This is a genomic window from Variovorax sp. LjRoot130, from assembly GCF_964253755.1.
Lineage (GTDB): Bacteria > Pseudomonadota > Gammaproteobacteria > Burkholderiales > Burkholderiaceae_C > Variovorax.
The window spans coordinates 3,700,379-3,724,673 of record NZ_CAXURM020000001.1 but is presented as its reverse complement, the minus strand read 5'-3'; the positions used below and the strand labels follow the sequence as shown (position 1 = coordinate 3,724,673).

At 68.4% G+C, this 24,295-nt stretch carries 26 protein-coding genes, 1 pseudogene and 1 riboswitch; of the genes and pseudogenes, 7 read left to right on the top strand and 20 right to left on the bottom strand.

The window, feature by feature from the left end; translation table 11 throughout:
* The first annotated feature begins 6 nt into the window (after window positions 1-6).
* Genes ACSQ86_RS18470 through ACSQ86_RS18460 form a run of 3 tightly spaced genes read left to right on the top strand, consistent with a single transcriptional unit; the run spans window position 7 to window position 2,651 of the window.
* Complete coding sequence (locus ACSQ86_RS18470) at window positions 7-942, top strand: dihydrodipicolinate synthase family protein (RefSeq protein ID WP_093109789.1); 936 nt, start codon at window positions 7-9, stop codon at window positions 940-942.
* A 26-nt stretch (window positions 943-968) separates the two neighbouring features.
* Entirely contained in the window at window positions 969-2,381 is a 1,413-nt protein-coding gene (gene hydA / locus ACSQ86_RS18465; RefSeq protein WP_436309384.1) for a dihydropyrimidinase, read from the top strand.
* A gap of 6 nt (window positions 2,382-2,387) precedes the next feature.
* Window positions 2,388-2,651, top strand: a complete 264-nt coding sequence (locus tag ACSQ86_RS18460) for an FmdB family zinc ribbon protein (protein WP_093109787.1) — start codon at window positions 2,388-2,390, stop codon at window positions 2,649-2,651.
* A 7-nt stretch (window positions 2,652-2,658) separates the two neighbouring features.
* On the opposite strand, the gene ACSQ86_RS18455 is transcribed toward ACSQ86_RS18460, so the two are convergent.
* From ACSQ86_RS18455 to ACSQ86_RS18445, 3 genes are all read right to left on the bottom strand, one after another.
* Window positions 2,659-3,441, bottom strand: coding sequence for a metallophosphoesterase (locus tag ACSQ86_RS18455; protein WP_436304641.1), 783 nt, complete (start codon window positions 3,439-3,441; stop codon window positions 2,659-2,661).
* Entirely contained in the window at window positions 3,438-5,129 is a 1,692-nt protein-coding gene (locus tag ACSQ86_RS18450; protein WP_436304640.1) for a SulP family inorganic anion transporter, read from the bottom strand. Before ACSQ86_RS18450 ends, ACSQ86_RS18455 begins: the two co-directional genes overlap by 4 nt.
* Before the next feature lie 74 nt (window positions 5,130-5,203).
* Entirely contained in the window at window positions 5,204-6,025 is an 822-nt protein-coding gene (locus ACSQ86_RS18445) for an AraC family transcriptional regulator (RefSeq protein ID WP_093109900.1), read from the bottom strand.
* 89 nt (window positions 6,026-6,114) lie between these two features.
* Between ACSQ86_RS18445 and ACSQ86_RS18440 the strand changes: the two genes are divergently transcribed.
* Together ACSQ86_RS18440 and ACSQ86_RS18435 are read left to right on the top strand one after the other, a co-directional pair.
* Complete coding sequence (locus tag ACSQ86_RS18440) at window positions 6,115-7,356, top strand: MFS transporter (RefSeq protein WP_436304639.1); 1,242 nt, start codon at window positions 6,115-6,117, stop codon at window positions 7,354-7,356.
* A gap of 88 nt (window positions 7,357-7,444) precedes the next feature.
* Window positions 7,445-8,197, top strand: coding sequence for a sulfite exporter TauE/SafE family protein (locus tag ACSQ86_RS18435; RefSeq protein WP_436304638.1), 753 nt, complete (start codon window positions 7,445-7,447; stop codon window positions 8,195-8,197).
* 21 nt (window positions 8,198-8,218) lie between these two features.
* Here ACSQ86_RS18435 and ACSQ86_RS18430 read toward each other — a convergent pair whose 3' ends face one another.
* The 3 genes from ACSQ86_RS18430 to ACSQ86_RS18420 form a co-directional block, all read right to left on the bottom strand.
* Window positions 8,219-8,677, bottom strand: coding sequence for a hypothetical protein (locus ACSQ86_RS18430; RefSeq protein WP_436304637.1), 459 nt, complete (start codon window positions 8,675-8,677; stop codon window positions 8,219-8,221).
* 110 nt (window positions 8,678-8,787) lie between these two features.
* Window positions 8,788-9,462, bottom strand: a complete 675-nt coding sequence (locus ACSQ86_RS18425; RefSeq protein ID WP_436304636.1) for a glutathione S-transferase family protein — start codon at window positions 9,460-9,462, stop codon at window positions 8,788-8,790.
* Window positions 9,463-9,478: 16 nt separating this feature from the next.
* Window positions 9,479-9,991, bottom strand: a complete 513-nt coding sequence (locus ACSQ86_RS18420; RefSeq protein WP_093109780.1) for a 6,7-dimethyl-8-ribityllumazine synthase — start codon at window positions 9,989-9,991, stop codon at window positions 9,479-9,481.
* A gap of 89 nt (window positions 9,992-10,080) precedes the next feature.
* A riboswitch (FMN riboswitch) is annotated at window positions 10,081-10,237 on the bottom strand.
* 166 nt (window positions 10,238-10,403) lie between these two features.
* Between ACSQ86_RS18420 and ACSQ86_RS18415 the strand changes: the two genes are divergently transcribed.
* Window positions 10,404-10,865, top strand: coding sequence for an SRPBCC family protein (locus ACSQ86_RS18415; RefSeq protein ID WP_436294561.1), 462 nt, complete (start codon window positions 10,404-10,406; stop codon window positions 10,863-10,865).
* Window positions 10,849-11,205 (top strand): ArsR/SmtB family transcription factor, encoded by a 357-nt coding sequence (locus ACSQ86_RS18410; protein WP_436296329.1) that lies wholly within the window; start codon window positions 10,849-10,851, stop codon window positions 11,203-11,205. Before ACSQ86_RS18415 ends, ACSQ86_RS18410 begins: the two co-directional genes overlap by 17 nt.
* On the opposite strand, the pseudogene ACSQ86_RS18405 reads toward ACSQ86_RS18410, so the two are convergent.
* The 14 genes and pseudogenes from ACSQ86_RS18405 to ACSQ86_RS18340 form a co-directional block, all read right to left on the bottom strand.
* A pseudogene (locus ACSQ86_RS18405) lies at window positions 11,174-11,410 on the bottom strand (hypothetical protein); the annotation flags it as partial. The gene ACSQ86_RS18410 and the pseudogene ACSQ86_RS18405 sit on opposite strands and share 32 nt — an antisense overlap.
* Window positions 11,411-11,633: 223 nt before the next feature.
* Complete coding sequence (locus tag ACSQ86_RS18400) at window positions 11,634-12,542, bottom strand: nucleotidyl transferase AbiEii/AbiGii toxin family protein (protein ID WP_436309383.1); 909 nt, start codon at window positions 12,540-12,542, stop codon at window positions 11,634-11,636.
* Entirely contained in the window at window positions 12,539-13,144 is a 606-nt protein-coding gene (locus ACSQ86_RS18395) for a type IV toxin-antitoxin system AbiEi family antitoxin domain-containing protein (RefSeq protein ID WP_436294559.1), read from the bottom strand. Before ACSQ86_RS18395 ends, ACSQ86_RS18400 begins: the two co-directional genes overlap by 4 nt.
* 43 nt (window positions 13,145-13,187) lie before the next feature.
* On the bottom strand, window positions 13,188-13,388 hold the full coding sequence (locus ACSQ86_RS18390) for a lecithin retinol acyltransferase family protein (protein ID WP_436309382.1): 201 nt from the start codon (window positions 13,386-13,388) through the stop codon (window positions 13,188-13,190).
* A 25-nt stretch (window positions 13,389-13,413) separates the two neighbouring features.
* Window positions 13,414-14,292 (bottom strand): sugar phosphate isomerase/epimerase family protein, encoded by an 879-nt coding sequence (locus ACSQ86_RS18385; RefSeq protein WP_436309381.1) that lies wholly within the window; start codon window positions 14,290-14,292, stop codon window positions 13,414-13,416.
* 34 nt (window positions 14,293-14,326) lie between these two features.
* Window positions 14,327-15,751, bottom strand: a complete 1,425-nt coding sequence (locus tag ACSQ86_RS18380; RefSeq protein WP_436294556.1) for an enolase C-terminal domain-like protein — start codon at window positions 15,749-15,751, stop codon at window positions 14,327-14,329.
* On the bottom strand, window positions 15,744-16,598 hold the full coding sequence (locus ACSQ86_RS18375) for a sugar phosphate isomerase/epimerase family protein (protein ID WP_436304632.1): 855 nt from the start codon (window positions 16,596-16,598) through the stop codon (window positions 15,744-15,746). The genes ACSQ86_RS18380 and ACSQ86_RS18375 overlap by 8 nt, the downstream gene beginning before the upstream one ends.
* Window positions 16,599-16,614: 16 nt before the next feature.
* Entirely contained in the window at window positions 16,615-18,141 is a 1,527-nt protein-coding gene (locus tag ACSQ86_RS18370; protein WP_093109772.1) for a tripartite tricarboxylate transporter permease, read from the bottom strand.
* 21 nt (window positions 18,142-18,162) lie between these two features.
* Window positions 18,163-18,735, bottom strand: coding sequence for a tripartite tricarboxylate transporter TctB family protein (locus tag ACSQ86_RS18365; RefSeq protein ID WP_436304631.1), 573 nt, complete (start codon window positions 18,733-18,735; stop codon window positions 18,163-18,165).
* Window positions 18,732-19,742, bottom strand: coding sequence for a Bug family tripartite tricarboxylate transporter substrate binding protein (locus ACSQ86_RS18360; RefSeq protein ID WP_436304630.1), 1,011 nt, complete (start codon window positions 19,740-19,742; stop codon window positions 18,732-18,734). Before ACSQ86_RS18360 ends, ACSQ86_RS18365 begins: the two co-directional genes overlap by 4 nt.
* Before the next feature lie 67 nt (window positions 19,743-19,809).
* Complete coding sequence (locus ACSQ86_RS18355; protein WP_093109769.1) at window positions 19,810-20,877, bottom strand: dihydrodipicolinate synthase family protein; 1,068 nt, start codon at window positions 20,875-20,877, stop codon at window positions 19,810-19,812.
* A gap of 2 nt (window positions 20,878-20,879) precedes the next feature.
* A complete protein-coding gene (locus tag ACSQ86_RS18350) occupies window positions 20,880-21,902 on the bottom strand; it encodes an NAD-dependent epimerase/dehydratase family protein (RefSeq protein WP_436304629.1) in 1,023 nt (340 codons plus the stop codon).
* A 26-nt stretch (window positions 21,903-21,928) separates the two neighbouring features.
* Window positions 21,929-23,116 (bottom strand): dihydrodipicolinate synthase family protein, encoded by a 1,188-nt coding sequence (locus ACSQ86_RS18345; RefSeq protein ID WP_436309380.1) that lies wholly within the window; start codon window positions 23,114-23,116, stop codon window positions 21,929-21,931.
* 8 nt (window positions 23,117-23,124) lie between these two features.
* Window positions 23,125-24,288: a Gfo/Idh/MocA family protein gene (locus ACSQ86_RS18340; RefSeq protein ID WP_436294550.1), complete on the bottom strand. Its 1,164-nt coding sequence runs from the start codon at window positions 24,286-24,288 to the stop codon at window positions 23,125-23,127.
* Window positions 24,289-24,295: the final 7 nt, after the last annotated feature.

Below are 24,295 nucleotides of genomic sequence, written 5' to 3'. Positions count from 1 at the left end.
CCCTCCATGATTCCTCAACGACCTGACCCTTTTCACGGCATCTATGCCGCCACGCTGTGCCCGCTGCAGGGCGATGGCCGCATCGACGAGACCACGCTGGCGTCCCACCTGGAGGCCAACGCCTCCGTGCCCGGCATGACGGGCCTGCTGATCAACGGACACGCCGGCGAGAATTTCCTGCTCTCGCGCGAAGAGAAGCGCCGCGTGACCGAGATCGCCTTCGAGGTCTGCGGCCAGCGCGCCATTCTGGTTTGCGGCATCAACGCCGAGGACAGCCTCGAGGCCCGGCACCATGTCGACGATGCCAAGGCCGCCGGTGCCGACGCGGTGCTGGTCTTCCCGCCGTTCTCCTGGGCGCTTTCGCAGGATTCGCGCATGGCCGTGACGCACCACAAGACGGCCAACGCCAACGCGCAGATGCCCTTGATGCTCTACCAGGCCGGCGTCAATGCGGGCGCGATGGCTTATCCGCCGGAGGTGCTCGCCGAGCTCGCGCAGCTGCCGCACGTGGTCGGCGTCAAGGAGGGCAGCTGGGAGGCTGCGGCCTACGAGGCCAACCGCCGCCTGGTGAAGCGCGTGGCGCCGCAGGTGGCGATGATGGCTTCGGGCGACGAACACCTGTTCACCTGCTTCGCCATCGGCACCGAGGGCAGCCTGGTGAGCTTGGCCGTCGTGGTACCGGAGCTCGTGATCGCGCTCGACCAGGCCATCCGGCGCAAGGATCTCGACGAGGCGCGCCGTCTCAACGAGCGCATCTATCCGCTTGCCAAGGCAATCTACGGCACGGCGCCGGGCGGCTACGCGACGGCACGGCTCAAGACCTGCCTGAAGCTGCTCGGACGTTTTCCGAGCGATGCCATGCGGCTGCCGATGGGGCCGCTGCCGGCCGAGGAAGTCGCCGCCCTGGAGCGTGCGCTGGCCGAAGCCGGCGTCAGCGCGTAGCTCGGATTTTTCAGGAGTCAACACCCATGTCCCGCAAAATCATTCTCAACGGCCGCATCGTCACGGCCGTGGACGACTACACCGCAGACCTGCTGGTCGATGACGGCCGGATCGTCGCCATCGGCCGCTCGCTCGACGCGGGCCCCGACGCCGCGGTCATCGACGCCACCGGTCTTCTTGTGTTGCCGGGCGGCGTGGACTGCCACACGCACATGGACAACACCTTCGGAGACTCCACCACCTGCGACAGTTTCGAGTCCGGCACGCGTTCGGCCGCCTTCGGCGGCACGACGACGATCGTGGACTTCGCGTTCCAGCGCAAGGAGGTGAGCGTGCTCGAGGCGATAGCACGCGCCCAGGCCAAGGGCGTGGAGGGCGCCTGCATCGACTACGGTTTTCACGTCATCGTGACCGCGGTCGACGACCAGGCTCTGGCCGACATGCAGCACGCGATCCGGCACGAAGGCGTCTCGAGCTTCAAGATGTTCATGGCCTATCCGGGCTCGGTCATGGTCGACGACGCGGCCATCTTCCGGGCCATGCGCATGGTCGGCCAGCACGGCGGCATGATCGCGCTGCATGCCGAGAACGGCACCATCATCGAGCTTCTCATCCAGGAAGCGCTGGCGCAGGGCCACACCGCGCCCAAGTACCACGCGCTCACGCGGCCGGCCCTCATGGAGGGGGAAGCGACGCACCGCGGCATCAAGCTCGCCGAACTCGCCGATGCGCCGGTGTACTTCGTGCATCTCTCGGCCAAGGAAGCGCTCAAGCATGTGATCGAGGCGCGCGACATGGGCGTGCCGGTGTTCGCCGAAACCTGCCCGCATTACCTGTTCTTCGACGAGAGCGCCTACGACAGCGAGGACTTCGACCTGGCGCGCTACGTCATGAGTCCGCCGCTGCGCTCCAAGGAGTCGCAGCAGGCGCTGTGGACCGCACTGCGCACCGACGATCTGCAGCTCGTGTCGACCGATCATTGCCCGTTCTGCATGAAGGAAGGGCATCTGGGCCGCGTCAACCAGAAGCCGTACGGCCGCAATGATTTCTCGAAGATCCCGAACGGCGTGCCGGGCGTCGAAACACGCATGGCAACCCTCTACGACGGCGGCGTCCGCTCCGGCCGCATCTCGCTCAACCGCTTCGTCGAGCTGACCTCGACGGCGCCGTCGAAGCTCTTCGGCCTGTTTCCGCGCAAGGGCACCATCGCGGTCGGCAGCGACGCCGATCTGGTGCTCTTCGATCCCGGCGCCCAGCATGTCATTTCGGCGAACACGCAGCACGGCAACTGCGACTTCACGCTCTTCGAAGGCCGCAGCGTGACGGGCCGGGTGAGCAAGGTGCTGCTGCGCGGCGAGCTCATCGTCGATGGCGAGCACTGGCTCGGCAAGACCGGCAGCGGCCGCTACGTGCCGCGCGGCGAATCGGGCGGCTGGTAAACGCCTGTGCCCACCTACGACTACGCTTGTGCACGCTGCGGTCCCTTCACCGCGCGGCGGCCTCTGGCGCTGTTCGACCAGCCCGCCCCGTGCCCTGCATGCGGCGCCGAGTCCGGCCGCGCGCTGAGTGTTCCGGTTTCGCTGGGCATGGGCAGCCGGGAGCCAAGATCCGGACTGCGGTCGGAGCAGGGCGCCGGTTCGGGCTACCAGCGCCTGCGGCATGGCGGCGCTTGCGGCTGTTGCCCGCCGGCGCTGCGGACCCGCGCCTGAGGCCGCGTCAGCGGCCGGTGTTCCGCGTGCCGACCTCGACCACGAGCAGCGGGTCGAAGAGCGCGTTCTCGTTGACCCCGTCGCGCGCATAGCCGCGCGGGTTGCACAGCACGCGCGTGTCGTTCACGCGGTAGTCGAAGCTGTCGTGCGTGTGACCGTGGATCCAGAGTTCGGGCCCGCCGCCGGGCATCAACGCCTGCAGGTCGGACACGAAGGAGGCGTTGATCGGCGAGCCGGCAAAGCGCGGATGAATGCTCTTCGGCGAAGGCGCGTGGTGCGTGATGACCACGGTCGGCCCTGCATTTGGGTCGGCCAGCTTGCCCGCCAGCCAGGCCGCGTGGCGCCGGAACAGCGCGGCCGCGTCCGCCGGCGTGAAGAGGGCAGGCGAATCCTCGTTCAGCCGGATGCGGCTGAAGTCGCGCATGAACTGGGCGGCCAGGGCCGTCGCCGACGTGCGCGCCTCACCCGCGCCGAACAGCATGTAGTCGGTCCACAGCGTGCTGCCGAGAAAACGCACGCCGTCGACAACGACCTCCTCGTCGTCGAGCACGCGGATGCGCGTTCCGGCCGCGCCTGCCTTGAGTTCGCGCATCGTGCCGTCGATGCTGGCGCCGTAGAACTCGTGATTGCCGGCCACATAGAGCACCGGCTTGTCGAAGCCCGCGGCCCAGGCCATCGCTTCGGCCGGGCGCGCGATGTCGCCGGCCAGGATGACCAGATCGGCATCGGTTTGCGGATGCGGCAGCACGCCGCGGCTCAGGTGCAGGTCCGAGAGGATGTGGAGTTTCATGCGACGCTCTCCTGCTGCAGGACCGACGCATCGGCCAGCGCGGCCAGCGCGTCGCTGTCGGTCCGGTAGACGAAGAGCATCGGCCCCGGCGCCAGCAGCCCGGCGCGTTCCAGCACCTGCTGCGCCGGCAGCTTGAGCCCGCTCAGGTGCAGCCGCACGCCCTTGGATTCCACCAGCCGGCGGATGGCACCGAAGACCTCCGCGCCGGTCACGTCGATGCGGTTGATCGGCTGCGCGAACAGGCAGATGTCGGTGAGCTCGGGCCGCATCGCCAGCGTGACGGTGATGGCGCGCTCCAGCGTGCTCGCGGTGGCGAAGTCGAGTTCGGCGTCCATGCGCATCGCGTGCAGCTGCGGCGCCAGCGGCGGCAGGTTCCACAGGTGGCGGTCGCGCAGGCTGCCGTCGGGATGCAGGCCCACCTCGATGATGCGTGGATGCAGGTGCCGGTACATGTAGTGGCTCAGGCTCATCAAGAGGCCAGCCAGCACGCCCCAATAGATCGAGGGCGCGGTCGCGATCGTGAGCACGAAGGTGACCAGCGCCGTGACCGCTTCGACGCGCGAGATGCGCCAGAGCGATACGAACTGCCCCGGCCGCACCAGCCCCAGCATGGCGATGACCACGATCGCCGCGAGCACCGCCTGCGGCACGTGGTAGAGCAGCGGCATCGCCCACAGCAGCGCGGCGCCGATCAGCAGCACGCAGAACACGGTGGCCCAGCCGGTCTGCGCACCGGCGTAGAGATTGATGGCCGAGCGCGAAAACGAGGAACTGGTGGGGAAGGCGCCCGAAAAGCCGGAGGCGATCTTGGCCAGGCCCTGGCCGATCAGGTCCTGGTTTTCGTTCCAGAGCTTGCCGGCGCGCGCGTTGTCGACCTTGGCGCTCGATGCGGTTTCGAGAAAGCTCACCAGCGTGATCATCAGGGCCGGCAGCAGCAGCGTGCCGAAGCTGCCGAGCGGGAGCGGGCCGGGCCAGTAGAAGGCCGGCAGGCCCGAGGGCAGGGTGCCGATCACGGCGCCGCCGCGCAGCGCATAGCCGATGGCGGCGCTGATGGCCGCGCAGGCGCCGACCACGATCATCGCGGCCGGAAAGCGCGGCCAGCGCTCCTTGGCGAGCCACAGCGCGGCGATGCTGCCGAGCCCGAAGGCAATGGCCAGGAAGTCGGGCGGCGCGCCATGCAGCAGCTGGCCGATGCTACGGCCCGTGAAGCCGAAGAGCGCCGGCAGCTGCGACAGGATGATCAGCACCGAGGCCGCCTGCGTGAAGCCGATCAGCACCGGCGAATTGACCAGTCGCAGCACCCAGCCGAAACCGCCGAGTCCGAGCACCAGCTGGATTGCGCCGGACATGAGACAGAGCCACACCGCGAGCGTCACCCACTCGGCGCTGCCCGGAATGGCCAGCGGCCCGAGCGAGGCCGCGACCAGCAGGCTGGACAAGGCGGTCGGCCCGACCGAGAGCCTCGTCGATGCACTGAACAGCACGCCGATCAGCGCCGGCAGCAGCGAGGCGTAGATGCCGGTGACCAGCGGCATCCCGGCCAGCGCCGCATAGGCCACGCCCTGCGGGATCATCATCAGCGCCACGGTGACGCCGGCCAGCGCCTCGCCGGTGAGCAGCGCGCGACTCGGGCGGGGCCAGCCGAGGAAGGGAAGCCAGCGCACGAGCTGGTCGCGGTGGAGGGCCATGCCTTCAGCGCGCGGGATGTTGTTCGAGGTGCACCGGCCGATGATACGAAAGCGCTTCCGAGGCGCCGCGGCAGCTACTTCTTCTTGTGCTGGAACGCCGTCGGCGATTTCCCCGTCGCGGCCTTGAACATCGCGCAGAAGGCGCTGTCGGTCGCATAGCCGCTGGCCGACGCCACCTGGCTCACGGCCATGCCGCGCGCGAGCAGGGGCAGCGCATGCGCGAGCACGGCCTGCTGGCGCCATTGCTGCCAGCTCATGCCGAGCTGGTCGCGGAACAGCCGCGCCACGGTGCGCTCGCTGGCGCCGATGGCCTCGGCGCGTTCGGCCAGCGTGGCGCGGCTGGCCGGGTTGCGCAGCAGCGTCTCGCACAACTGGCGCAGGCGCTTGTCGGCCGGCAGCGGCACATCGATGCGGATCTGCGTCGCGCGCTCGAGCTCGTCGACCAGCAGCGGCGCGATCCAGCGCTCGCGCTGCGCCGCATGCGGGTCGGACGGCGGCAGGCCGTCGGGCGTGGTGTCGAGCGCGAGCATCAGGGCGCGCAGCAAGGGGCTGATCTCGAGCACCTCGCATTTCTCCCAGGCCGGCCCGAGCCAGCTGTGCAGGTAGACGGTGCGCAGCTCGGCGTCCTCGATCAGCGTGACGCTGTGCGGCATGTCGGCTGGCACCCAGAGCGCGCGCGAGGGCGGCACGATGTAGCTGCCGTCCTCGGTGCTCAGGCGGATCACGCCGCGCGTCGAGAAGGTCAGCTGCGGCCAGGGATGGGAGTGCAGCTCGACGAGGGTGTCGGCCTTGAGAAAGTGTTCCTTGGCCCGCAGTGGGCGCAGCGCGTCTGGCGCATAGAGATGGGGCGTGAGCGAGGCGACGCTGTAGATCGGCGTGGCGGCAAGGGGCGGCATGATTTCGACAAATGTTGTCTCTGTATCGGCATTCTGCCGCGGCATCCGGGAATACGATCGGTGCCCGCTCCAGTTTCTTGTTGCAATTCATGTCTTCATCCCACGCTTCCGCCGCCACGCCCACCCTGCGCTCCGACGCCAAGCTGATCGGCCTGGTCGGCCTGGCGCATGCCATCAGCCATTTCGCCCAGCTCGTGCTGCCGCCGCTGTTTCCGTGGCTCAAGGACGCCTTCGACGTGAGCTACACCGAACTCGGCGCGGTGCTCACCGTGTTCTTCGTGGTCTCTTGCGTGGTGCAGGCGGCCTCGGGCTTCGTGGTCGACAAGCTGGGTCCGCGGCCGGTACTGTTCGTGGGGCTCGGCCTGCTGGCCCTGGCCGCCGTGGGTTATGCGCTGGCGCAGAGCTACTGGATGCTGCTCGCGAGCGCGGTGGTTGCGGGCGTCGGCAACGGCGTGTTCCATCCGGTCGACTACACGCTTTTCAATCGCAAGGTGGCGCCCACGCGCCTGGGCCATGCCTACAGCGTGCACGGCATCACCGGCAGCCTGGGCTGGGCGGTGGCGCCGGCTTTCGTGGTGCCGCTGGCCATCGCTTTCTCGTGGCGCGTGGCGCTGGCCTCGGCGGGCGCGGTGGCCTTGGTGGTGCTGGCGGTGCTGTGGTGGAACCGCAGCGTGTTGGCGCTCGATGTGAAGGCAGTGCACAAGGCGACCGGATCGGACGCGGCCGCGGGCAGCGAATTCACCTTCCTCAAGATCCCGGCGGTCTGGATGTGCTTCGGCTTTTTCCTCTTCTATGCGATGGCGCTGAGCGTGGTGCAGACCTTCGCTCCGGCCGCGGCCGGCCATCTGCACGCGGTGCCGGTGGCGCTGATCGCGGTGTGCCTCACGATCTACATGGTGGCCAGCGCCGCCGGCATGGTGGTGGGCGGCTTCCTGGCGTCCGACCCCTCGCGGTGCGAGCGCATCGTGGGTGCCGCCTTCGGTGTGGCCGCGGTGCTGGCGCTGGTGCTCGCGCTGGCCGACTTCCCGCCCATCGTGGTGCCGGTGATGTTCGGCGCGATGGGCTTCGCCTCGGGCATCGCAGGGCCTTCGCGCGACCTGCTGGTCAAGCGCTCGACGCCGGCCAATGCATCCGGCCGCGTCTATGGCGTGGTCTACGCGGGCCTGGATATCGGCCAGGCGGTGGCGCCGCTGATCTTCGGCCGGCTGATGGACCATGGCCAGTACGCGAGCGTGATCGTCGGGCTGGCGGTGGTGCAGGCGGTGCTGATCGCCAGCGCGTTCAATGTGCGGCGCGTGCGGCGCGAGGCCTTGGTTCCTGCCTCGGCATGACGAGCCCCCACGCTCGGCACTGCGTGTCCTCGCTGCCCCCCGAGGGGGCCGCAGCCGCCTTGGGGCGGCCCTGCGTCGGCCGATTCGCTTGTCTCTCTACCTGATCGTCGCGCTCGGCGCGGTCGTGGCCGGCTTCGTGCAGGGCCTGTCGGGCTTCGCCTTCGGGCTGGTCGCGATGTCCTTCTGGGCCTGGACGGTGGATCCGAAGCTGGCCGCGGTGCTCGCGACCTTCGGCGCGCTCGCCGGCCAGGTGATCGCGGCCGTCACGGTGCGCCGCGGTTTCAACTGGGCGCTGCTGCTGCCCTTCATCCTTGGCGGCCTCGTCGGCGTGCCGTTCGGCGTCTGGCTGCTGCCGCGGCTCGATGTGCCGCTGTTCAAGGCGTGCCTCGGCGGCCTGCTGGTGCTCTGGTGCCCGGCCATGCTGATGGCGCGCAATCTGCCGCGGGTGAGCGCGGGCGGCCGGGCGGCCGACGCGGTGATCGGCCTGATAGGCGGCGTCTGCGGCGGCCTCGGCGGCTTCACCGGCGCGATCCCGACGCTCTGGTGCACGCTGCGCGGCCTCGAGAAGGACGTGCAGCGCTCGGTGATCCAGAACTTCAATCTCTCGATGCTGGTGGTGGCCTTCTCGTTCTACCTCGGCGCGGGCTTCGTCGCTACCGAGACGCTGCCGCTGCTCGGCATCGTCGCAATCGCGGTGCTGGTACCGGTGCTGCTCGGCGCGCGGCTCTACATCGGCATCAGCGAGGCGCGCTTCCGCCAGGTCGTGCTGGGGCTCCTGACGCTGTCGGGCGTGGCGCTGCTGGCGTCCTCGGTGCCGGTGCTGCTGGCGCGGATCGGCTAGGGCCTGTTAACAGGCCCTAGTTCATTCCAGGTAGTCGATGAACTCCGGGATCACCTCGCGCAGGAAGGTGATTTCCTCCGCCGGAATGCTGCGCGGCTCCAGATCGAAATGGATGAAGGTGCCATAGGGCGTGCCGTCGGCGCGCGTCAGCAGCTGGCCGTAGTAGGACTCGACGAAGCCGGCGTAGGGGCGGTTCGTCAGGCGCTGGTCCTTGGAGGCATCGCTGGTCACGAACTCGCCATGCTCGATCGCATATTGGCAGAAGCTCCTGCCGAGCGGCACCACCTTCAGCCAGCTGCGGTATTCGGAAATGCGGTCGAAAGCGTGCGCCGCATGCATCACTTCGCCGCTCAGTTTGTAGATCGCCGTGAACCGATAGAGCGTCCGGTCGTTGAGCAGGGCCAGCGCCGGGACGATCCCGTGGTTGGCAAGAAGGCTGCGAACCGCCGCAGCAGGCACGGGCAAATCGATGTCGAGCATGGGGATCCTGGTTGGCGTGGGCGCGAATCTTACGCAATTCTTACGGGACTCGGGAACAGGGTTTGACCCCCATCTTGTCAGCGCAAACCCTTGGATGGCCTCACGGAGGCTCAGGGCTCCGCGGCCTCCCAGCCGGGCGTGAAGGGATAGCGCGCGGCCCAGAACTGGGCCAGGCGCGGCTCCGCGTCGACGCGTCGCACCACCTCGGCCATGCGCGGCGCCTCGCGGTAGAAGCGCAGCCGTCGCGGCGTCCAGCGCGAGACCACCGTCACGTAGAGGTCGAGCATGCCGATGGTGTCGCCCAGCAGATAGGGTGTGCCGCGCGGCATCTGCGCATCCATGAGGCGCCAGCATTCGGCGATGCGTTCTTCCGTGCGCTCGAGGATCACCTTCTCGGCCGCCGCATCGGCCGCCAGCCGCGACGGCACATCGCGCGCCCAGAATAGCGAATAGATCGCCGCGGAGACGAAGCTCATCCAGCGCAGGTACTGCGCGCGCTGCGGATCGTCGATGGCGGGGGCGAGACCCGCCTCCGGATGGCGGTCGCCGAGCCAGACCAGGATCGCGGCGCTCTCGGTCATGAGCTCGCCCGAAGGCAGCACCAGTACCGGCACCTGCCGCATCGCGTTGACCGGCAGCAGGCGGTCGCGCTCGGCTTCGCTCTCCCAGGGCGCGACGTCGACGATGGTGCAGGGGGCACCGATGAGCGTGAGCGCGGCATGCGCCGGCGTCGCGCCGGAACCGGGCGCGCCGTAGAGGGTGTAGGGCTTGGCGATGGTGTTCATCGCGAAAGCCTAGGGCTCAGGCGGCGAGCAGCGCATCGACGCGCCGCAATCCCTCCAGGGTCTTCACGCAGGCCTCGGCCACTTCCGTGCCCTTGACCGCGAAATGGCGGTGGAAGTACTTGCGGTGCTCGATGTGTTCGTGGAAGTGGTGTGGCGTGAGCACGGCCGAGAAGACCGGCACGTCGGTCTCGAGCTGCACCTGCATCAACGACTGGACCACCGTGCTGGCGACGAACTCGTGGCGGTAGATTCCGCCGTCGACCACCAGCGCGCAGCCGACGATGCCGGCATAGCGCCCCGAGTTGGCGAGCCGCTTGGCATGCAGCGGGATCTCAAAGGCGCCGGGCACGTCGAAGATGTCGATGCTGTCCTGCGGCACGCCTTGGCGCTGCATTTCCTCGAGGAAGGCGTCGCGCGCCTGGTGGACGATATCCGAATGCCATTGCGCCTGCACGAAGGCGATGCGCCGGCCGCGCGGTGCTTCCGTCGACGCGACGGCGGAGAGGGGAAGGTCGTTGATCTGACTCATGGTTTGCCTTTTGAAGAAGGGTTTCCTGAATCAGGGCGCACGAACCCGAGGCCCGGCACGCGCGCGAACGCGCCTGCCCGGCAACGGGATCGCGCTCTCTTTCATCCGGACTGTGACCGTCGGCCCCGGGATCTCACCAGGTCTGCTGACCCTGCGGCGCATTGCACGCCGCAGGCGCTCGCGGGCTCGTGCGAACGTGTCGCCATCACCGCCGGTGGGGAATTCCACCCCGCCCTGAGAACGCTTTGCCGCTGCGCTTTCGTGCGGCGGCCCGGCGATTCTAGAAGCCGGGCGGCGAGCCGGTTGTCGCGCGTGCGGCAGACCTCGCGTGGCGCGGGGCTTTCGCTAGAAATGCAATGAAATGGTTGCGTTTGACGTTCGCACTGCCTAATATGCAGCCAGGAGGTTGCATATGAACGCATCCACGGACCGCATCGAAAGAAAGATCCTGCTCAAGGCCCCGCGCTCGCGGGTCTGGCGCGCGCTGTCGAACGCCGAGGAGTTCGGCGAATGGTTTCGCGTGTCGCTGAAGGGGCAGGCCTTCGTCGCCGGCCAGCGCGCACGGGGACACATCACCTATCCGGGTTACGAACATCTGGTCTTCGATGTGCTGGTCGAGCGCATCGAACCGGAGCGCCTGCTGGCCCTGCGCTGGCATCCGGCCGCGATCGATCCCGCTGTCGACTATTCGAAGGAGCCGACCACGCTGGTCGAGTTCGAGCTGACCGAAGTCGAGGGCGGCACCTTGCTCACGCTGGTCGAATCCGGCTTCGACAAGATCCCGCCGGAACGCCGGCTGGAGGCCTTCCGCATGAACAGCGGCGGCTGGGACGAGCAGATGAAGAACATCGAGAAGCATGTCGCCACGCCCTAGCGCGCCGGTGAAGCTGAAGAAGCCGGCCCTGAAGAACTCGGCGTCGATCTTCGCGGCGCTGGGCGACGAGACGCGCCTGCGCCTGGTCACCGTGCTGTGCGCCGGCGGCGCGATGTCGATCGCGCAGCTCACATCCGGCACCGAGATCACGCGGCAAGCCGTCACCAAGCACCTGCAGGTGCTGGCCGGCGCGGGTCTGGTGCATGACCTGAAGGTCGGGCGCGAACGGCTCTGGGAGCTCGAGCGGGCGCGGCTGGAAGAAGGCCGGCGTTCGCTCGACGCCATCGCCCAGCAGTGGGATCAGGCGCTCATGCGGCTGAAGCTGGCCGTCGAGGATTGAGCGCCGGTGGCCGCCTGGCCATGAACTCGCTCATGCGCTGCAGCTCGTCGTCGAGCGCCGCGCGAAAGGCCGCGTCGCGCGGCTTCGCGCCGGCATAGCCGAAGGCCGGTTGCAGCCGGCCTTCGCGCGCCGTGACGTTGGCCCAGCCGATCACGCGGTCGTGCCACAACAGGGGCAGCGCGTAGTAGCCGAACTGGCGTTTCGCAGGCGCGAGCCGGCGTGGACGTTTTATCTTCGCGGGGACGTGATCTTGGCCACGCCGAACGCCTCAGCGGTGATCGTCACGACCGGGCATGGGGTTGCACAGAAGACGATGCTCTACAAGCTCGCGGCCGTGCTCTTGGAGTCTGGCCGATTCCTGCCGCGTGCGCCTACACCAGCGCCTGCACGCTAAGAGCGAAAGCGGTCTGACATCACTGTCAGACCTATCAGCGCCACTGCTTCTCCGGAGCTTTCCATGCAGCGGTGGCGTTGCTGCCGCTGCCGGCGACCTGGGTCGCCGGCCACAGCAGGGTATGGAGCAGAGTGACGGTCTCCGGCAGGGTGCCGGCTGCGACAGCGATGCGGCTCTTGTTCAGGAAAGCCTGCCATTGGCGACGCTTGACGTCGTCATCGCCGAATGCCGGGGTCAGCGCAGTCGGAGCCTGGGTGGGCAGGGCGGTGCCGCGGCGCGCAAAGGTGGCCGCAATGGCGCGCGCCAACGTGGCGCCGTCGAGATCGGTCCGCTGCGCGATGAAGGCGATGTCGAAGAAGTCCTTCATGCGGGTGTTGGCCAAGCCGAGCACTGTCATCGCGTGGAACTTCTCGGCGATGACGGTATAGATTGGGTAGACCTTGAGCGTGGGCGCGGCCAAGTCATCGAGAAGCACCGGGAACACGATGGTCTGGGGCTCGGGTGTGACTGCGTCGCCGAACCCGACGTCAATCTGCAGAGCGCAGCGCACGTTGCCGATGCGGCCGGTGAGGCGCACGCGCAGTCCGCCGTAGCGGTTGTCCTCGCGGATCACATCGGCGCGAACAGACTGGGGATCGAAGGCGATGCCGTCGTGGAGGTCGATGGCGGCGATATCGCGGAAGGTCGCGATCAGTGTCTCGGCGTCGTCGGGGCCAAAGCCCAGCAGGTCGGCGTCACGCGTCGGACGGTGGGGCTGGTCGTACCAGAGCGAGAAGAGCAGGGCACCTTTGAGCAGGAAGCGCTCCGCGTGCGCGGACGCAGCGACGCGGCACAGCAGTCGTTCCAGCGCGAAGCGGTTCAGCAGCAGGTTGTAGTCGTCGCCGCGCTGCTTCGCCAGGTTCAACAGGCGGGCAAGCACCGAGGCCCCGAGGTTTGCCGTCATGCGACGACGGTTTCCAGGTAGGGCTGCATGACCTGGGCCACGCGATTGATCTTGGCGTAGCGTGTCACTTCATCGATGTTCAGCTTGCGCTGGCGCCAGGCCTCCTTGAGCGCTTCAAGAGCCACGTCGAGCCCGACCTTGTGGCGGAACTTGAAGCAGTCAGTGATGGTCTTGGACAGGCTGTAGACGCGGATCGTCGAGCCATGCTCGACGATGGTCTCGATGCCTTCGCTGTAGGCCTTGCCGCGCAGGCGCGCGATGCGCAGCGATGGATAGTCGATGGCGGGCGTCTGCGTCGCCTCGGGCAGCGCTATCCAGACCTCATGGGGGAGCTGCGTGCCGATCTCGTGAAACTGCAGCGCGGAGAGCAGGCAGATGACGGCCTTGGGCACACGCCGGCAGACTTCGACAAGCGATTGGTGCTCGGTCATCTCGCTGTCTGGCAGGCTGTAGAGGCCGCGGGTGACGCGTTGGAGCTGACCGGTCCGGTGGAGCTTGAGGAGAAGTTGCGGCGACCAGCCGTGCGAGCGCAGATCAGCCGCACTCAGCAGTCGCTGGCGGCGGGCGAGTTCGAGTATGCGTGCGGTCTGGGTAAGTGGCACCTGGGAAGTTTAATGTACGCATCACTTGTCAGCAAGTCATGCGTCATTCCGCCAACCAGAGGACCGTACCGAGCAGCCCGAGAACGACGGCACCGTTCACTTGTGGGCTCTGTGGCTTCTCGCTCATCAGCCAGGTGGCGTAGTGCTCACAGTTGCGATTCCACAGGTCGTAGGGCGGCGTGCGGCCGACCGACTGGTGAGCGCGCCACCGAATCTGGTTCAGCCATGCGGCGGATTGCAGCACAACCGCCTGCCGCGTGCAGCGCGGCTCAGACCGCGCTGCAATGGCGCTCGATGCAGGTGTCGAGCACTTCCTCGCCGGGGCGCTGCCACCAGTCGAGCGCCGAGAAGATCTCGACTTCGCTGAAGCCGTCGAAGCCGGCGGCCTCGACCCAGCCGCGGATCTTCTTCAGCTCGACCACGCCGTCGCCCATCATCCCGCGGTCGCTCAGCAGGTCGCGCGTGGGCGTGAGCCAGTCGCAGACGTGGTAGGCGAGCAGGCGTTGCTTGCCGGCGCGCGCGATCTGCTGCTGCAGCTTCGGGTCCCACCATACGTGGTAGATGTCGAGCGCGACGCCGAGCATGCCCGAGCGCTGCGGATCGAGTTCGTCGCACAGGTCCAGCGCGTGCTCGAGCGTGTTGATGCAGGCGCGGTCGGCCGCCTGCATGGGATGCAGGGGCTCGATGGCGAGCGGCATGCCGACCTCGCGCGCGTAGTCGAGCGAGGCGGCGATGCCGTCGTGCACTTCGCTGCGCGCGCGAGACAGATCCTTGTAGGCCGCATTGCCTTCGAGCGCGCCGGGCAGCGAGCCGACCACCAGCACGAGACAGGGCGCACCCAGCAGCTTGGCTTCGTCGATGGCGCGGCGGTTGTCGTCCAGCGCGGCCGCGAGGCTGGCCGCATCGGGCGCCGGAAAGAAGCCGCCGCGGCAGTAACCCGACAGGCCGATGCCGTGCGCCTTGAGCTGCTTCGCGATCTTGTCGATGCCGGCGGCGGCGACCTGGTCGCGCCAGGGGCTGATGGCACGGATGCCGCGCGCGGCGCACTGGTCGATGATGCGGTCGAGCGCCACTTCGGCGCCGCGTTGCTTGCGCACGGTGGCGGTGTTGATGGAGAGCCACTCGTGGTGTTGAGAGAAATCGCGCATGGGGAAAAATTCGAAGCGAAGGGGTGGTGAAGAATCAGATGGCGAGCGCCGTCATGGCGTCGAAGTCGGGCATCGCGGCGCTCGCGAAACCAGGGCAGTCCAGTGAGGCGAGGGCGATGCGGCCGTTCGCGATACGCAGGCGCACCGCGCCGTGCGAGCGCTCGTAGAGATCGCCGTGCGCATCGAGAAAAGCTCGCTGCTCTTCGACCGGCAGCGCGGCCATGCCGTTGACGTAATGGTGGCCGTTGCGCTCCACGTGCGTGATGCCCAGCAGGTTGACCAGCGCCAGGTCCTGCTGCACGGCCAGGCCGGCCTGCGTCGTCAGGTCCTCGGCCGACATGAAGTAGCGGATCTGCGAGGGCTCGGCGTTCCATGCCGCGCAGCGCGCCGCATTGAGCAGCGACTTGTAGAAGCCCTTGCAGGTTTTCGAGGACACGCCGGCATAGCCGCGCGCCCGGGCCTGGACGAAGCTGTCGAGCTCGCCGTCGGACTCGTCGATGATCACCGGCTTGCCGATGCTCGCGCTGCGCAGGTCGCGAAGGTCGCGCTCGAGCGCGAGCTTGCGCGCGATCGGCTGCTCGACGAAAAGGATCGAGGCGTAGAGGCGCGCGAGCGCAGGCGTCTCGCGCATCCGCGCCATCAGCTCGGCGATGCCGGCCGCGTCGGTGTATTGCTCGTTGCCGTCGAGCGAGACGAAGTAGGGTTCGGCGGTGCGGTCCAGCACGGCTTCGATCGCGCCGAGGCGCGCGAGGTCGGCATCGATGTCGCCGCCCACCTTGAGCTTGAAATAGCGGTGGCCGTAGACGCGCACCACGTCTTCGAGCGTTTCCGGCAGGCCGTCGGCCACGGGCTCCTTCAGCTCGGTCGCAGTGATGGCATCGACCATGCCGACGGTGTGGCGTGCCTCGATGTGCGCGGCGGGCGCGAGACCGGCGAGGAAAGCGTCCATCCCCAACCCGTCGAACTCGGGCCGCGCCGACCCGATGCCGGCCGCGTTGCTGCGCACCGCTGCGTAGAAGGACATCTGCAGCGCGCGGCACAGCGCGTCGAGCACCGCGCGGTCGAGCAGCGCCGGTCCGTAGCTGGCCAGGAGAGGATTGAAGCCGAGCCGCCCGGCGGCCAGACGGTGCGCATCGTGGTGCCGCGCGAAGTGGCCGAAGGCGCTCCCGGGCGTGGCGTCGCTCAGGTAGGCCTCGCGCGCGAGGGCGGTGACGCGGCGCAGCTGGTCGAAGTTGTCCTCGTTGCTGAGCGCGAGGTTCTTGTCGAACCACTTGGGCGCCATCAGCTCGGCGGCGGCGCCCCAGGCGCTTTGCCCGTCGGCGAACACGATGCGAACGTGCGCGAAGACCTGGGGACATTCGGTCAGCGTCACCACGCCGAAGCGGAAGGGCAGGCGCAGCACCACCGGGCGCTCGTACAGTGCGATCTCGCGGATCACGAAGCGCGGTGCCTCAACCATGGCGAGTTCCTGCGGCTTCCTCGAGCCCGCGCAAATAGCCGATGGCCCGCGCGGCCGAGCCCATGCCGTCGGGCACGTAGTCGAAAGGCTCGACCGCGACGATGCCCTCGTAGTGGCCGCTGTCCTGCATCTCGCGCACGGTCGCCAGGATGGGCGCGAAGCGCATCTCGCCTTGCCCCGGCCCGCGGCGGTTGGGGTCGTTCACCTGCACGTGGGCAATGTGGCCGGTGGGCATCCAGCGGCGCATCAGTGCGGGCACGTCTTCGGCCTCGACCTGGCCTGCAGCACTGCAATCGATCATGGTCTTGAAGGCGGGCGAGGCGATGGCTTGCACCAGCTCGACCGCCTGGGCCACGGTGTTCAGCAGGTCGGTCTCGGTTGTGGACAGCGGCTCGATGCAATAGACCACGCCGCACTGCTGCGCGGACCGCGCGGCGGCCGCCAGGCATTCGCGTGCGCGTTCGAGCGCCGCCGCCTGCGTATCGCCCGGTGGCACCGAGCGCTGCTTCGGCGAGCCGTGCACCAGGTAGCGCCCGCCCATCAGCGCGCAGAGCTCGACCAGGCGCTGCATGACGGCGGTGGTCCGTTGCCTCAAAGCGGCGTCGGCGCTGACGATCGACAGGCCCGCGGGCGCGACCAGCAGCCAGTGCAGTCCACTGATCTCGATGCCGTGGTCCCGCGCCATGCGGCCGAAGGCGCGCGCCTGCGCGTCGCCGATGGCCATCGGGTCCACCGCGAGCGTGAAGGGCGCCACTTCCAGTGCGTCGTAGCCGAGGGCGGCCGCGGCGCGGCACTGCGCCTCGAAGGGCATCTGCTTCAGAACCTCGTTGCAAAGAGAGAACTTCATCGGCGTCAGTCTTCGTTCAGGCACTGCGGCGGAACACGAAGCGTTTGGCGCCGCCCCAGGCACGCCGCAGGCGAACGTTCACCGCCGGGATGTACATCAGCATGGTGAGGATGGTGACGGCAGCCAGCGCCGCGCAGATGGGCCGCGTGAAGAAGGGCGCGATGCTGCCGTCGGACAGCACCAGGCCGCGGCGCAGGCTCTTGTCCAGCAGCTCGCCCAGCACCAGGCCCAGCACGAAAGGCGCCATCTCGTAGCCGCGGCGGCGCAGGAAGAAGGCGCCGACACCGATGGCCAGCATGCAATAGACGTCGAACAGGCGCGAGGCGATCGCGAAGGCGCCCACGGTGCACAGCACGAAGATCACCGGCATCAACACCGAACGGCGCACGCGCAGCACGTGCAGCAGCGGCCGCACCAGGAAGAGCCCGAAGATCAGGATGCTGAAGGTGGCCAGCGTGGTCATCGCCACCACGTCGTAGACGAACTGCGGCGTCTTGATCATGAGCATCGGGCCGGGCTGGATGCCGTGGATGATCATCGCCGCCATCAGCACCGCCGCCGGCGCCGAGCCCGGAATGCCGAGCGCCAGCGCCGGAATGATGCCGCCGGGAATGGCCGACATGTCGCCGGTCTCGGCCGCCATCAGGCCGTCGATCGAGCCCTTGCCGAACTGCTCGCGCTCGGGGCTCACCGTCTTGGCGGCCGCATAGGACATCCACGCGCCCGAGTCCTCGCCGATGCCGGGCAGGATGCCGGTCACCACGCCGATCACGCCGGAGCGGATCACGGTGCGCCAGTACTTCACGACCTCGCGGAAGCGCGGCAGCACGGAGTCCTTCATCTCGACGATCTTGCGCTCGATGGGATCGGCCAGCGAGGTCAGCACCTCGGCGAAACCGAAGGCGCCGATCAAGGCGGGGATGAGCGCGATGCCGCCGGAGAGCTCGTCCCAGCCGAAGGTGAAGCGGTCGTAGGCGTAGAGGCCTTCCTGGCCGATCTGCGCGACCAGGAGGCCGAGGCAGCCCATGAGCCAGCCCTTGATCGGGTCTTCGCCGACGATGCTGCCCGACATCGCCACGCCGAAGAGCGCGAGCCAGAAGAACTCGAAGGCGCCGAAGGACAGCGCGATCTCGGCCAGCGCGGGCGTGAACATCGCCAGGCACAGCACGCCGAACAAGGTGCCGGTGAAGGCCCCCGAGGTCGCGATGCCGATGGCGCGGCCGGCCTCGCCCTTGCGCGCGAGCGCATAGCCGTCGGCGCACGACGCTGCGTTGGCCGCGGTGCCGGGAATGTTGAGAAGAATGGCGCTGCGGCTGCCGCCGTAGAGCGTGCCGACGTAGGCGCAGATCAGGATCAGGATGGCGTCGTTGGGCGCCATCTTGATGGTGAGCGTGGTCAAGAGCGCGATGCACAGCGTGGCCGACAGGCCCGGCATGCAGCCCACCAGGATTCCCAGCAGTGCCCCGCCAAGCCCGTAGGTGATGGACCAGAAGTTCAGGAAGCTGAGGTAGGAGTGCCCCAGCATCTGCAAGCCTTCGAACATGCCGTCTCCTTGGTCTGCGCGTCAGGGCAGGCGCACCAGGAAGAACTCCTGGAACACGAGCGTGACGATGACGCCGGCACCCAGGCCCACGGCCAGCGCGAAGGCCAGGCCGCGGAGGCGCTGGTTCTTCGCCGTCCGCTCCGCGTACTGCAGCAGGCTGATGGTGACGGTGACGAAGATCGCGGCCGCGAGCCAGAAGGGCAGGCCATGGCCCACCAGGCCAGCCGCGAAGCCGATGCACAGCGCGAGCACGGTCCACATGCGGCGCATCTCGGCGCGGTCGGCCTCGGTGCGCGCGTGCGGCACGTGCGGCGCCTTGGCCAACCGGCGCCACGAGCGGTAGAGCATCAAGAGGCCGAAGAACACGATCGCCGCGCCGAGCAAGCCCGGCAGCAGGCCCGGCACGGTGTAGGGGTTGATGTCCTGCCGCTCGAGCCGGTCCATGCGCAGCGAGCCGATGGTGGTCGCGATGCCGAGCGCGATCCAGCCCAGCGACTGCCAGAGGTCCGCGCGCGGCGAGGTCTTGCGCTCGTGCGCCGCGGCCTCGGCCTCCGCCGCGGCGCGTTCGGCGCTGTGGGCGGTGTCGGTCGTCACGGCCGCGCGATGCCGAGCGTCTCGGGCGAGACCTTGGCCTTGCCGCTGTCGAAGAGCAGCCAGGCATTGGCCTGGATGGCCGGCGTGACCGCGGTCTGCGCCTCGGCGCCGTGGAGCGGCGCGAAGAGGGCGCCGCGGCTGGTGGCGTACTTCTTCAGCACCTCGCTCTTGGAGACGTTGTCGACCCAGATCTTCTCGACCGTCTTGACCACCTCGTCGGGCACGCCCTTGGGAATGAAGATGCCGAAATAGTTGGCCGGCGCCTTGAAGCCGGGCAGCGTCTTGGCGAGCGGCTCGATGGTGCCGAAGCCTTCGAGCTCCAGCGCCTTGTCGCTCACCGTGGCCAGCGGCCGGATGCGCTTGCCGCGGATCATGTCGGCCTGCTCGACCGCGAGCTGCGTCGTGACCTCGGTCTCGCCGGCCACCGTCGCCACCACCGCCGGGTTGCCGCCGTCGTAGGTGACGTGCCGGTACTTGACGCCGGTGATCTTGGCGATGAGCTCCATCGCATTGTGGCCGGCCGAGGTCACGCCCGCGGTGGCCACGCTGATCTGGCCGGGCTTGGCCTTCATCGCGTCCAGCAGATCCTTGGCGTTCTTGTACGGCGCGGCCGCATTCACGCCGATGACCTGGACGTTGGCGACATTGAGGAACAGGTGCCAGTCGGCGATCTTGGTCTTGAGCATGCCCAACGTCTCGTAGGAGCCCAGGTCCTGCGCTGCGCCCGCCGTCCAGGTGTAGCCGTCCTTGGGCGCGTCGAGCGCGCTCTTGCTGCCGATCGAGCCCGAGGCGCCGGGCTGGTTGACGATCACCACCTTCTGGCCCAGCGTCTTTTCGATCTCCGCCGCCGTGACGCGCGTCACCTGGTCGGTGGAGCCGCCGGCGGCCCAGGGCACGATGATGGTGATGGGCCGCTCGGGCTTCCACTGCTGGGCCAGGACGGGCCCGCCCAGCGCGGCGAGTGCCGCGGCGAAGGCGATGCTTCGGATCAAGGTGCGCTTCTGCATGGTGTCTCCTGGGGTGAGTTGGACTGGGGAAACGGGATGCGGGAACCTTTGAAAAGTGAAGCGGCGCTCAGCTCAGCCAGCGCTTCAGGTGTTCGGCAACGAAGCCGTCGTCGTGCAGATCGGGGTAGGCGTCGTGCACGCGCGTGAGTTCGCTGTCCTGGCCCGGGCTCAGGCCTTCCTGCGGATCGAGGCACCAGGTGCCGGCCAGCAGGCCCTGGCGCCTGAGCACCTCGTGGCAGCCGGCGATGCAGCCGCGGAAATCGTTGGCGACGTCGAACAGGGCGGCGTTGCAGTCGGTCACTTGCGCGTCGAGCGCGAGCATGTCGGCGGGCACGGCGCCGGACGGAACCATGTCGTGGATGCGCGCCAGCAGCTGCACGGCGCGGCGCGTCCACACGCTCCAGTGGCCGAGCAGCCCACCCTTGATGCGCACCGTCACTTCCTTGCCGTCGCGCACGAAGCGGTAGGGCGTGAGCAGGTCCAGCACGATGTGATCGTCGTTGCCGGTGTAGAGCGTGACGCGCGCCTCGGCGCCGGCCTCGACCACGCCGCGCAGCACGTCCAGCGTGCGGTAGCGGTTGAAGGGCGCCATCTTGATGGCCACCACGTTGTCGATCGCGGCGAAGCGGCGCCAGAAGCTCGTGGGCAGGTGGATGCCACCGACCGCGGGCTGCAGGTAGAAGCCCACCAGCGGCATGAGCTCGGCGATGGCGCGGCAGTGGTCGATGAGCGCGTCTTCGCTCGCGCCCTTCAGCGCGGCCAGGCTCAGCAGGCCGGCGTGGTAGCCCAGCCCGCGTGCGGTGATCGCTTCGGCGCCGGCTTGCGCGGTCGAGCCGGCCAGGCCGGCGACCATGAAGAGCGGGCGCCTGCCGTCCAGCGTTTCCCAGGTGAGCGCTTCCTGCATCGCGAGCTCGAGCACCGGCTTGTAGAGGCCCGCCTCGCGGATTGCGAACTGCGTCGAGTGCACGCCCACGGCCAGGCCGCCGGCGCCGGCGTCGAGGTAGTAGCGGCTCATCGCGCGCTGGCGGCGCTCGTCGAGCTTGCGATCGGCATCGAGTGCCAGCAGGTGCGCCGGAATCACTGCGCCGCGCTTGAGCAGCGCGAGCGAGGCGGGCGGGATTTCGGAGTAGTGCATGGTCAGTACTTGCCGTCGCGCGCCTCGAAGTGCGTGGGCTTGCCGAGGCTGGCCATGCCGCGACGCGTCCAGTCGGCCGTCCAGTCCAGCATGCGCGCGAGCGTGACCTGCTGCGGGCCGAAGAGTTCGAAAGCGCGGCTGCAGTCGATCAGCCAGGCGGTGTCGGCCTCGCGGCCGGTGAAGACCGCTTCGACGCCGAGGCGCTGCGCGAGTCCTTCCGCGGCCTCGCGGATGGAAATGGCCGGCCCGCTCAGGTTGAGCGGCGAGGTCGGCGTGTCGCAGTGGGCCAGGGCGCGCAGCGACCAGTCGTTGGCCTCGCCCTGCCAGATGATGTTGGCATGGCCCATGGCCAAGTCGATCGGCGCGCGCGCGATGAGCTTCTGCGCCAGGTCGTGCAGCACGCCGTAGCGCATGTCGATCGCGTACGAGAGTCGGATCAGCCGCCCCGCGGTGCCGTGCAGGTGCGAGAAGTGCTGGAACATGCGCTCGCGCGCGACGCAGGAGTTCGCGTATTCGCCGGCCGGCGGCGTGGGCGGCACCTCTTCGCGTGCGCCCGGCCCGTGCACATCGGCGAACGGGTACACGCAGGCGGTCGAGAAGGCCACGATGCGGGAGCTGCGCCAACGCTCCGCCACCAGTGCCGGCACATGGGCATTCATCGCCCAGGTCAGCCATTCGCTGCCGGAGGAGCCGAACTTGCGCCCGGCCATGAAGACCACGTTCGGTGCATCGGGCAGGGCGGCCAGCGCCTCGCGCGAGAGCAGGTCGGCTTCGATGCAGTCGACGCCGTGGCCTTCGAGCCGTTCGCGCAGGCCGGGTTCGGAGAAACGCGCGACACCGATCACGCGCCGGCCCGGCGTCGCGCGCTTGGCCATGCGGGCCAGCGTGGGGCCCATCTTGCCGCCCACGCCCAGCACCAGGATGTCGCCCTCGATCTTCTGCAGCGTCTGCACGAGCGCCGCGGAAGGCTGCGACATCAGGTCCTCGAGCTGCTCGAGGTCTTCGAAGCGGTCGGGCAACGGCATGATGGCGACTCCCGGGTGGTGTGCAATCAGCTGTCGACGCCGTGCATCGCGAGCAGCGTTTTCATGCGCGACACAGCCAACTCCGGCTGCTCCAGCAGATTGGCCGCATCGGCCAGTCGGAACAGTTCGGCGAAATGCGGCAGCGAACGCGTGCTCTGCTGGCCGCCGACCATCGCGAAATGCTTCTGGTGGCCATTGAGCCAGGCCATGAAGACCACGCCGGTCTTGTAGAAGCGCGTGGGCGCCGCGAAGATGTGGCGCGACAGCGCCACCGTGGGGCCCAGGATCGCGTGGAACTTCTCGGTGTGGCCCTGCGCCAGTTCGCCGAGCGCAGCGCTCGCGGCCGGCGCGATGGCGTCGAAAATGCCCAGGAGTGCATCGCTCTTTCCATGCGTGGGCTCGCTGCCGAAGCCGTCCCCCGCGATCAGCTCGGCATAGTTGAAGTCGTCTCCCGTGTACATGCGCACATCCGCCGGCAGGCGGCGGCGCATCGCGATCTCCTTGTCCTTGTCGAGCAGCGAGATCTTGATGCCGTCGACCTTCTGCGGATGGGCGGCGATGATGCCGAGCGCGGTGCCCATCGCCGCGTCGACATTCTTCGTACCCCAGTAGCCGGCGAGCGCCGGGTCGAACATGTCGCCCAGCCAGTGCAGCACCACCGGCTGCCTGGCCTGCGAGAGGATGCGGTCGTACACGCGCTCGTAGTCGGCCGGGCTCTTCGCGACATGGGCCAGCGCGCGGCTGGCCATCACGATCAGCTTGCCGCCGAGCGCCTCGATGGCTTCCATCTGCTCTTCGTAGGCGCGGATCACGTCGTCGACGTTCTTCACGTCGATCAGGCTCAGATGGTCGGTGCCGCAGCCGGAGGCGACCAGTGCGCCCGGCACGTCCTTGGCCGCGTCGAGCGAACGGCGGATCAGCTCCAGCGAGGTCGGCCAGTCCAGGCCCATGCCGCGCTGCGCGGTGTCCATGGCCTCGGCGACGCCCAGGCCCAGCGACCAGAGATGGCGGCGGTAGGCGATGGTGGCGTCCCAGTCGACCGCGCATTCCAGCCACGGATCGATCGCGGCCAGCGGATCGGCCACCACATGTGCGGCCGAGTAGGCGATGCGGTTGAAGCGGACGCCCGGCGGCGGCTTGACCGGTGTCGTGCCGCGCAGCGTGTAGGGCGCGAGCTTGCCGCTGGTGGTGGGAAGCGTGAGCGAGAGGGTCATCGCAATCCTCAGATCTTCAGCGCCGGCACGTCGATCCAGCGCCGGTCCTTCCACGATTCGAGCGCGGCCTCCACCAGCTGCACGCCCTTGGCGCCTTCGGGCAAGGTCCACTTGTAGGGCGCGTTCTCCACCACGTGGCGAATGAAGTGCTCCCACTGGATCTTGAAGCCGTTGTCGTAGGCCTGCGAATCGGGGATCTCCTGCCACTGGTCGAAGAAGTTCATGCTCTGCTTCTCGTCCGGGTTCCACACCGGGCGCGGCGTGGCGACGCGCGACTGCGCTCGGCACGACGAGAGCCCGGCCACGGCCGAGCCGTCGGTGCCGTCGACGTGGAAGGTCACGAGGTCGTCGCGGCGCACGCGCGTGGCCCAGCTCATGTTGAGCTGCGCGATCACCGGCTCGCCGTTGTGGCCTTTGAGCTCGCAGGTGGCGTAGGCGGCGTCGTCGGCGGTGGCTTCGTAGGGCTTGCCGTCCTCGTCCCAGCGCTTGGGGATGTGCGTGGCGCCCAGGCAGGAGACCGACTGCACCTCGCCGAACAGGTTGTCCAGTACATAGCGCCAGTGGCACATCATGTCCAGGATCATGCCGCCGCCGTCTTCCTTGCGGTAGTTCCACGAGGGGCGCTGGATCGGCTGCAGGTCGCCCTCGAACACCCAATAGCCGAACTCCAGGCGCACCGAGAGCATGCGGCCGAAGAAGCCGGCGCGGCGCAGCATGTCGAGCTTGCGCAGGCCGGGCAGGAAGAGCTTGTCCTGCACTGCGCCATGCTTGAGGCCCGAGCCCTCTGCCAGACGCGCGATCTCGACGGCTTCGTTGAGGTTGGTGGCGATCGGCTTCTCGCAGTAGACATGCTTGCCGGCACGGATCGCCTTGGCCAGCAGGGTGGGGCGCATCTGCGTGGTGCCGGCGTCGAAGAAGATCGTGTCGTCCTTGTTCTCGAGCGCGCGGTCGAGGTCGGTGCCCCAGCGCTCGATGCCGTGCGCCTTGGCCAGCGCCTCGATCTTCTCGGCGTTGCGGCCGATGAGGATCGGATCGGGCATGACCTTGTCGCCGTTGGAGAGCGGGACGCCGCCCTGCGCGCGGATCGCGACGATCGAGCGGATCAGGTGCTGGTTCATGCCCATGCGTCCGGTGACGCCGTGCATGATGAGTCCGAGTCGTTGCTGTGCCATGTATGTG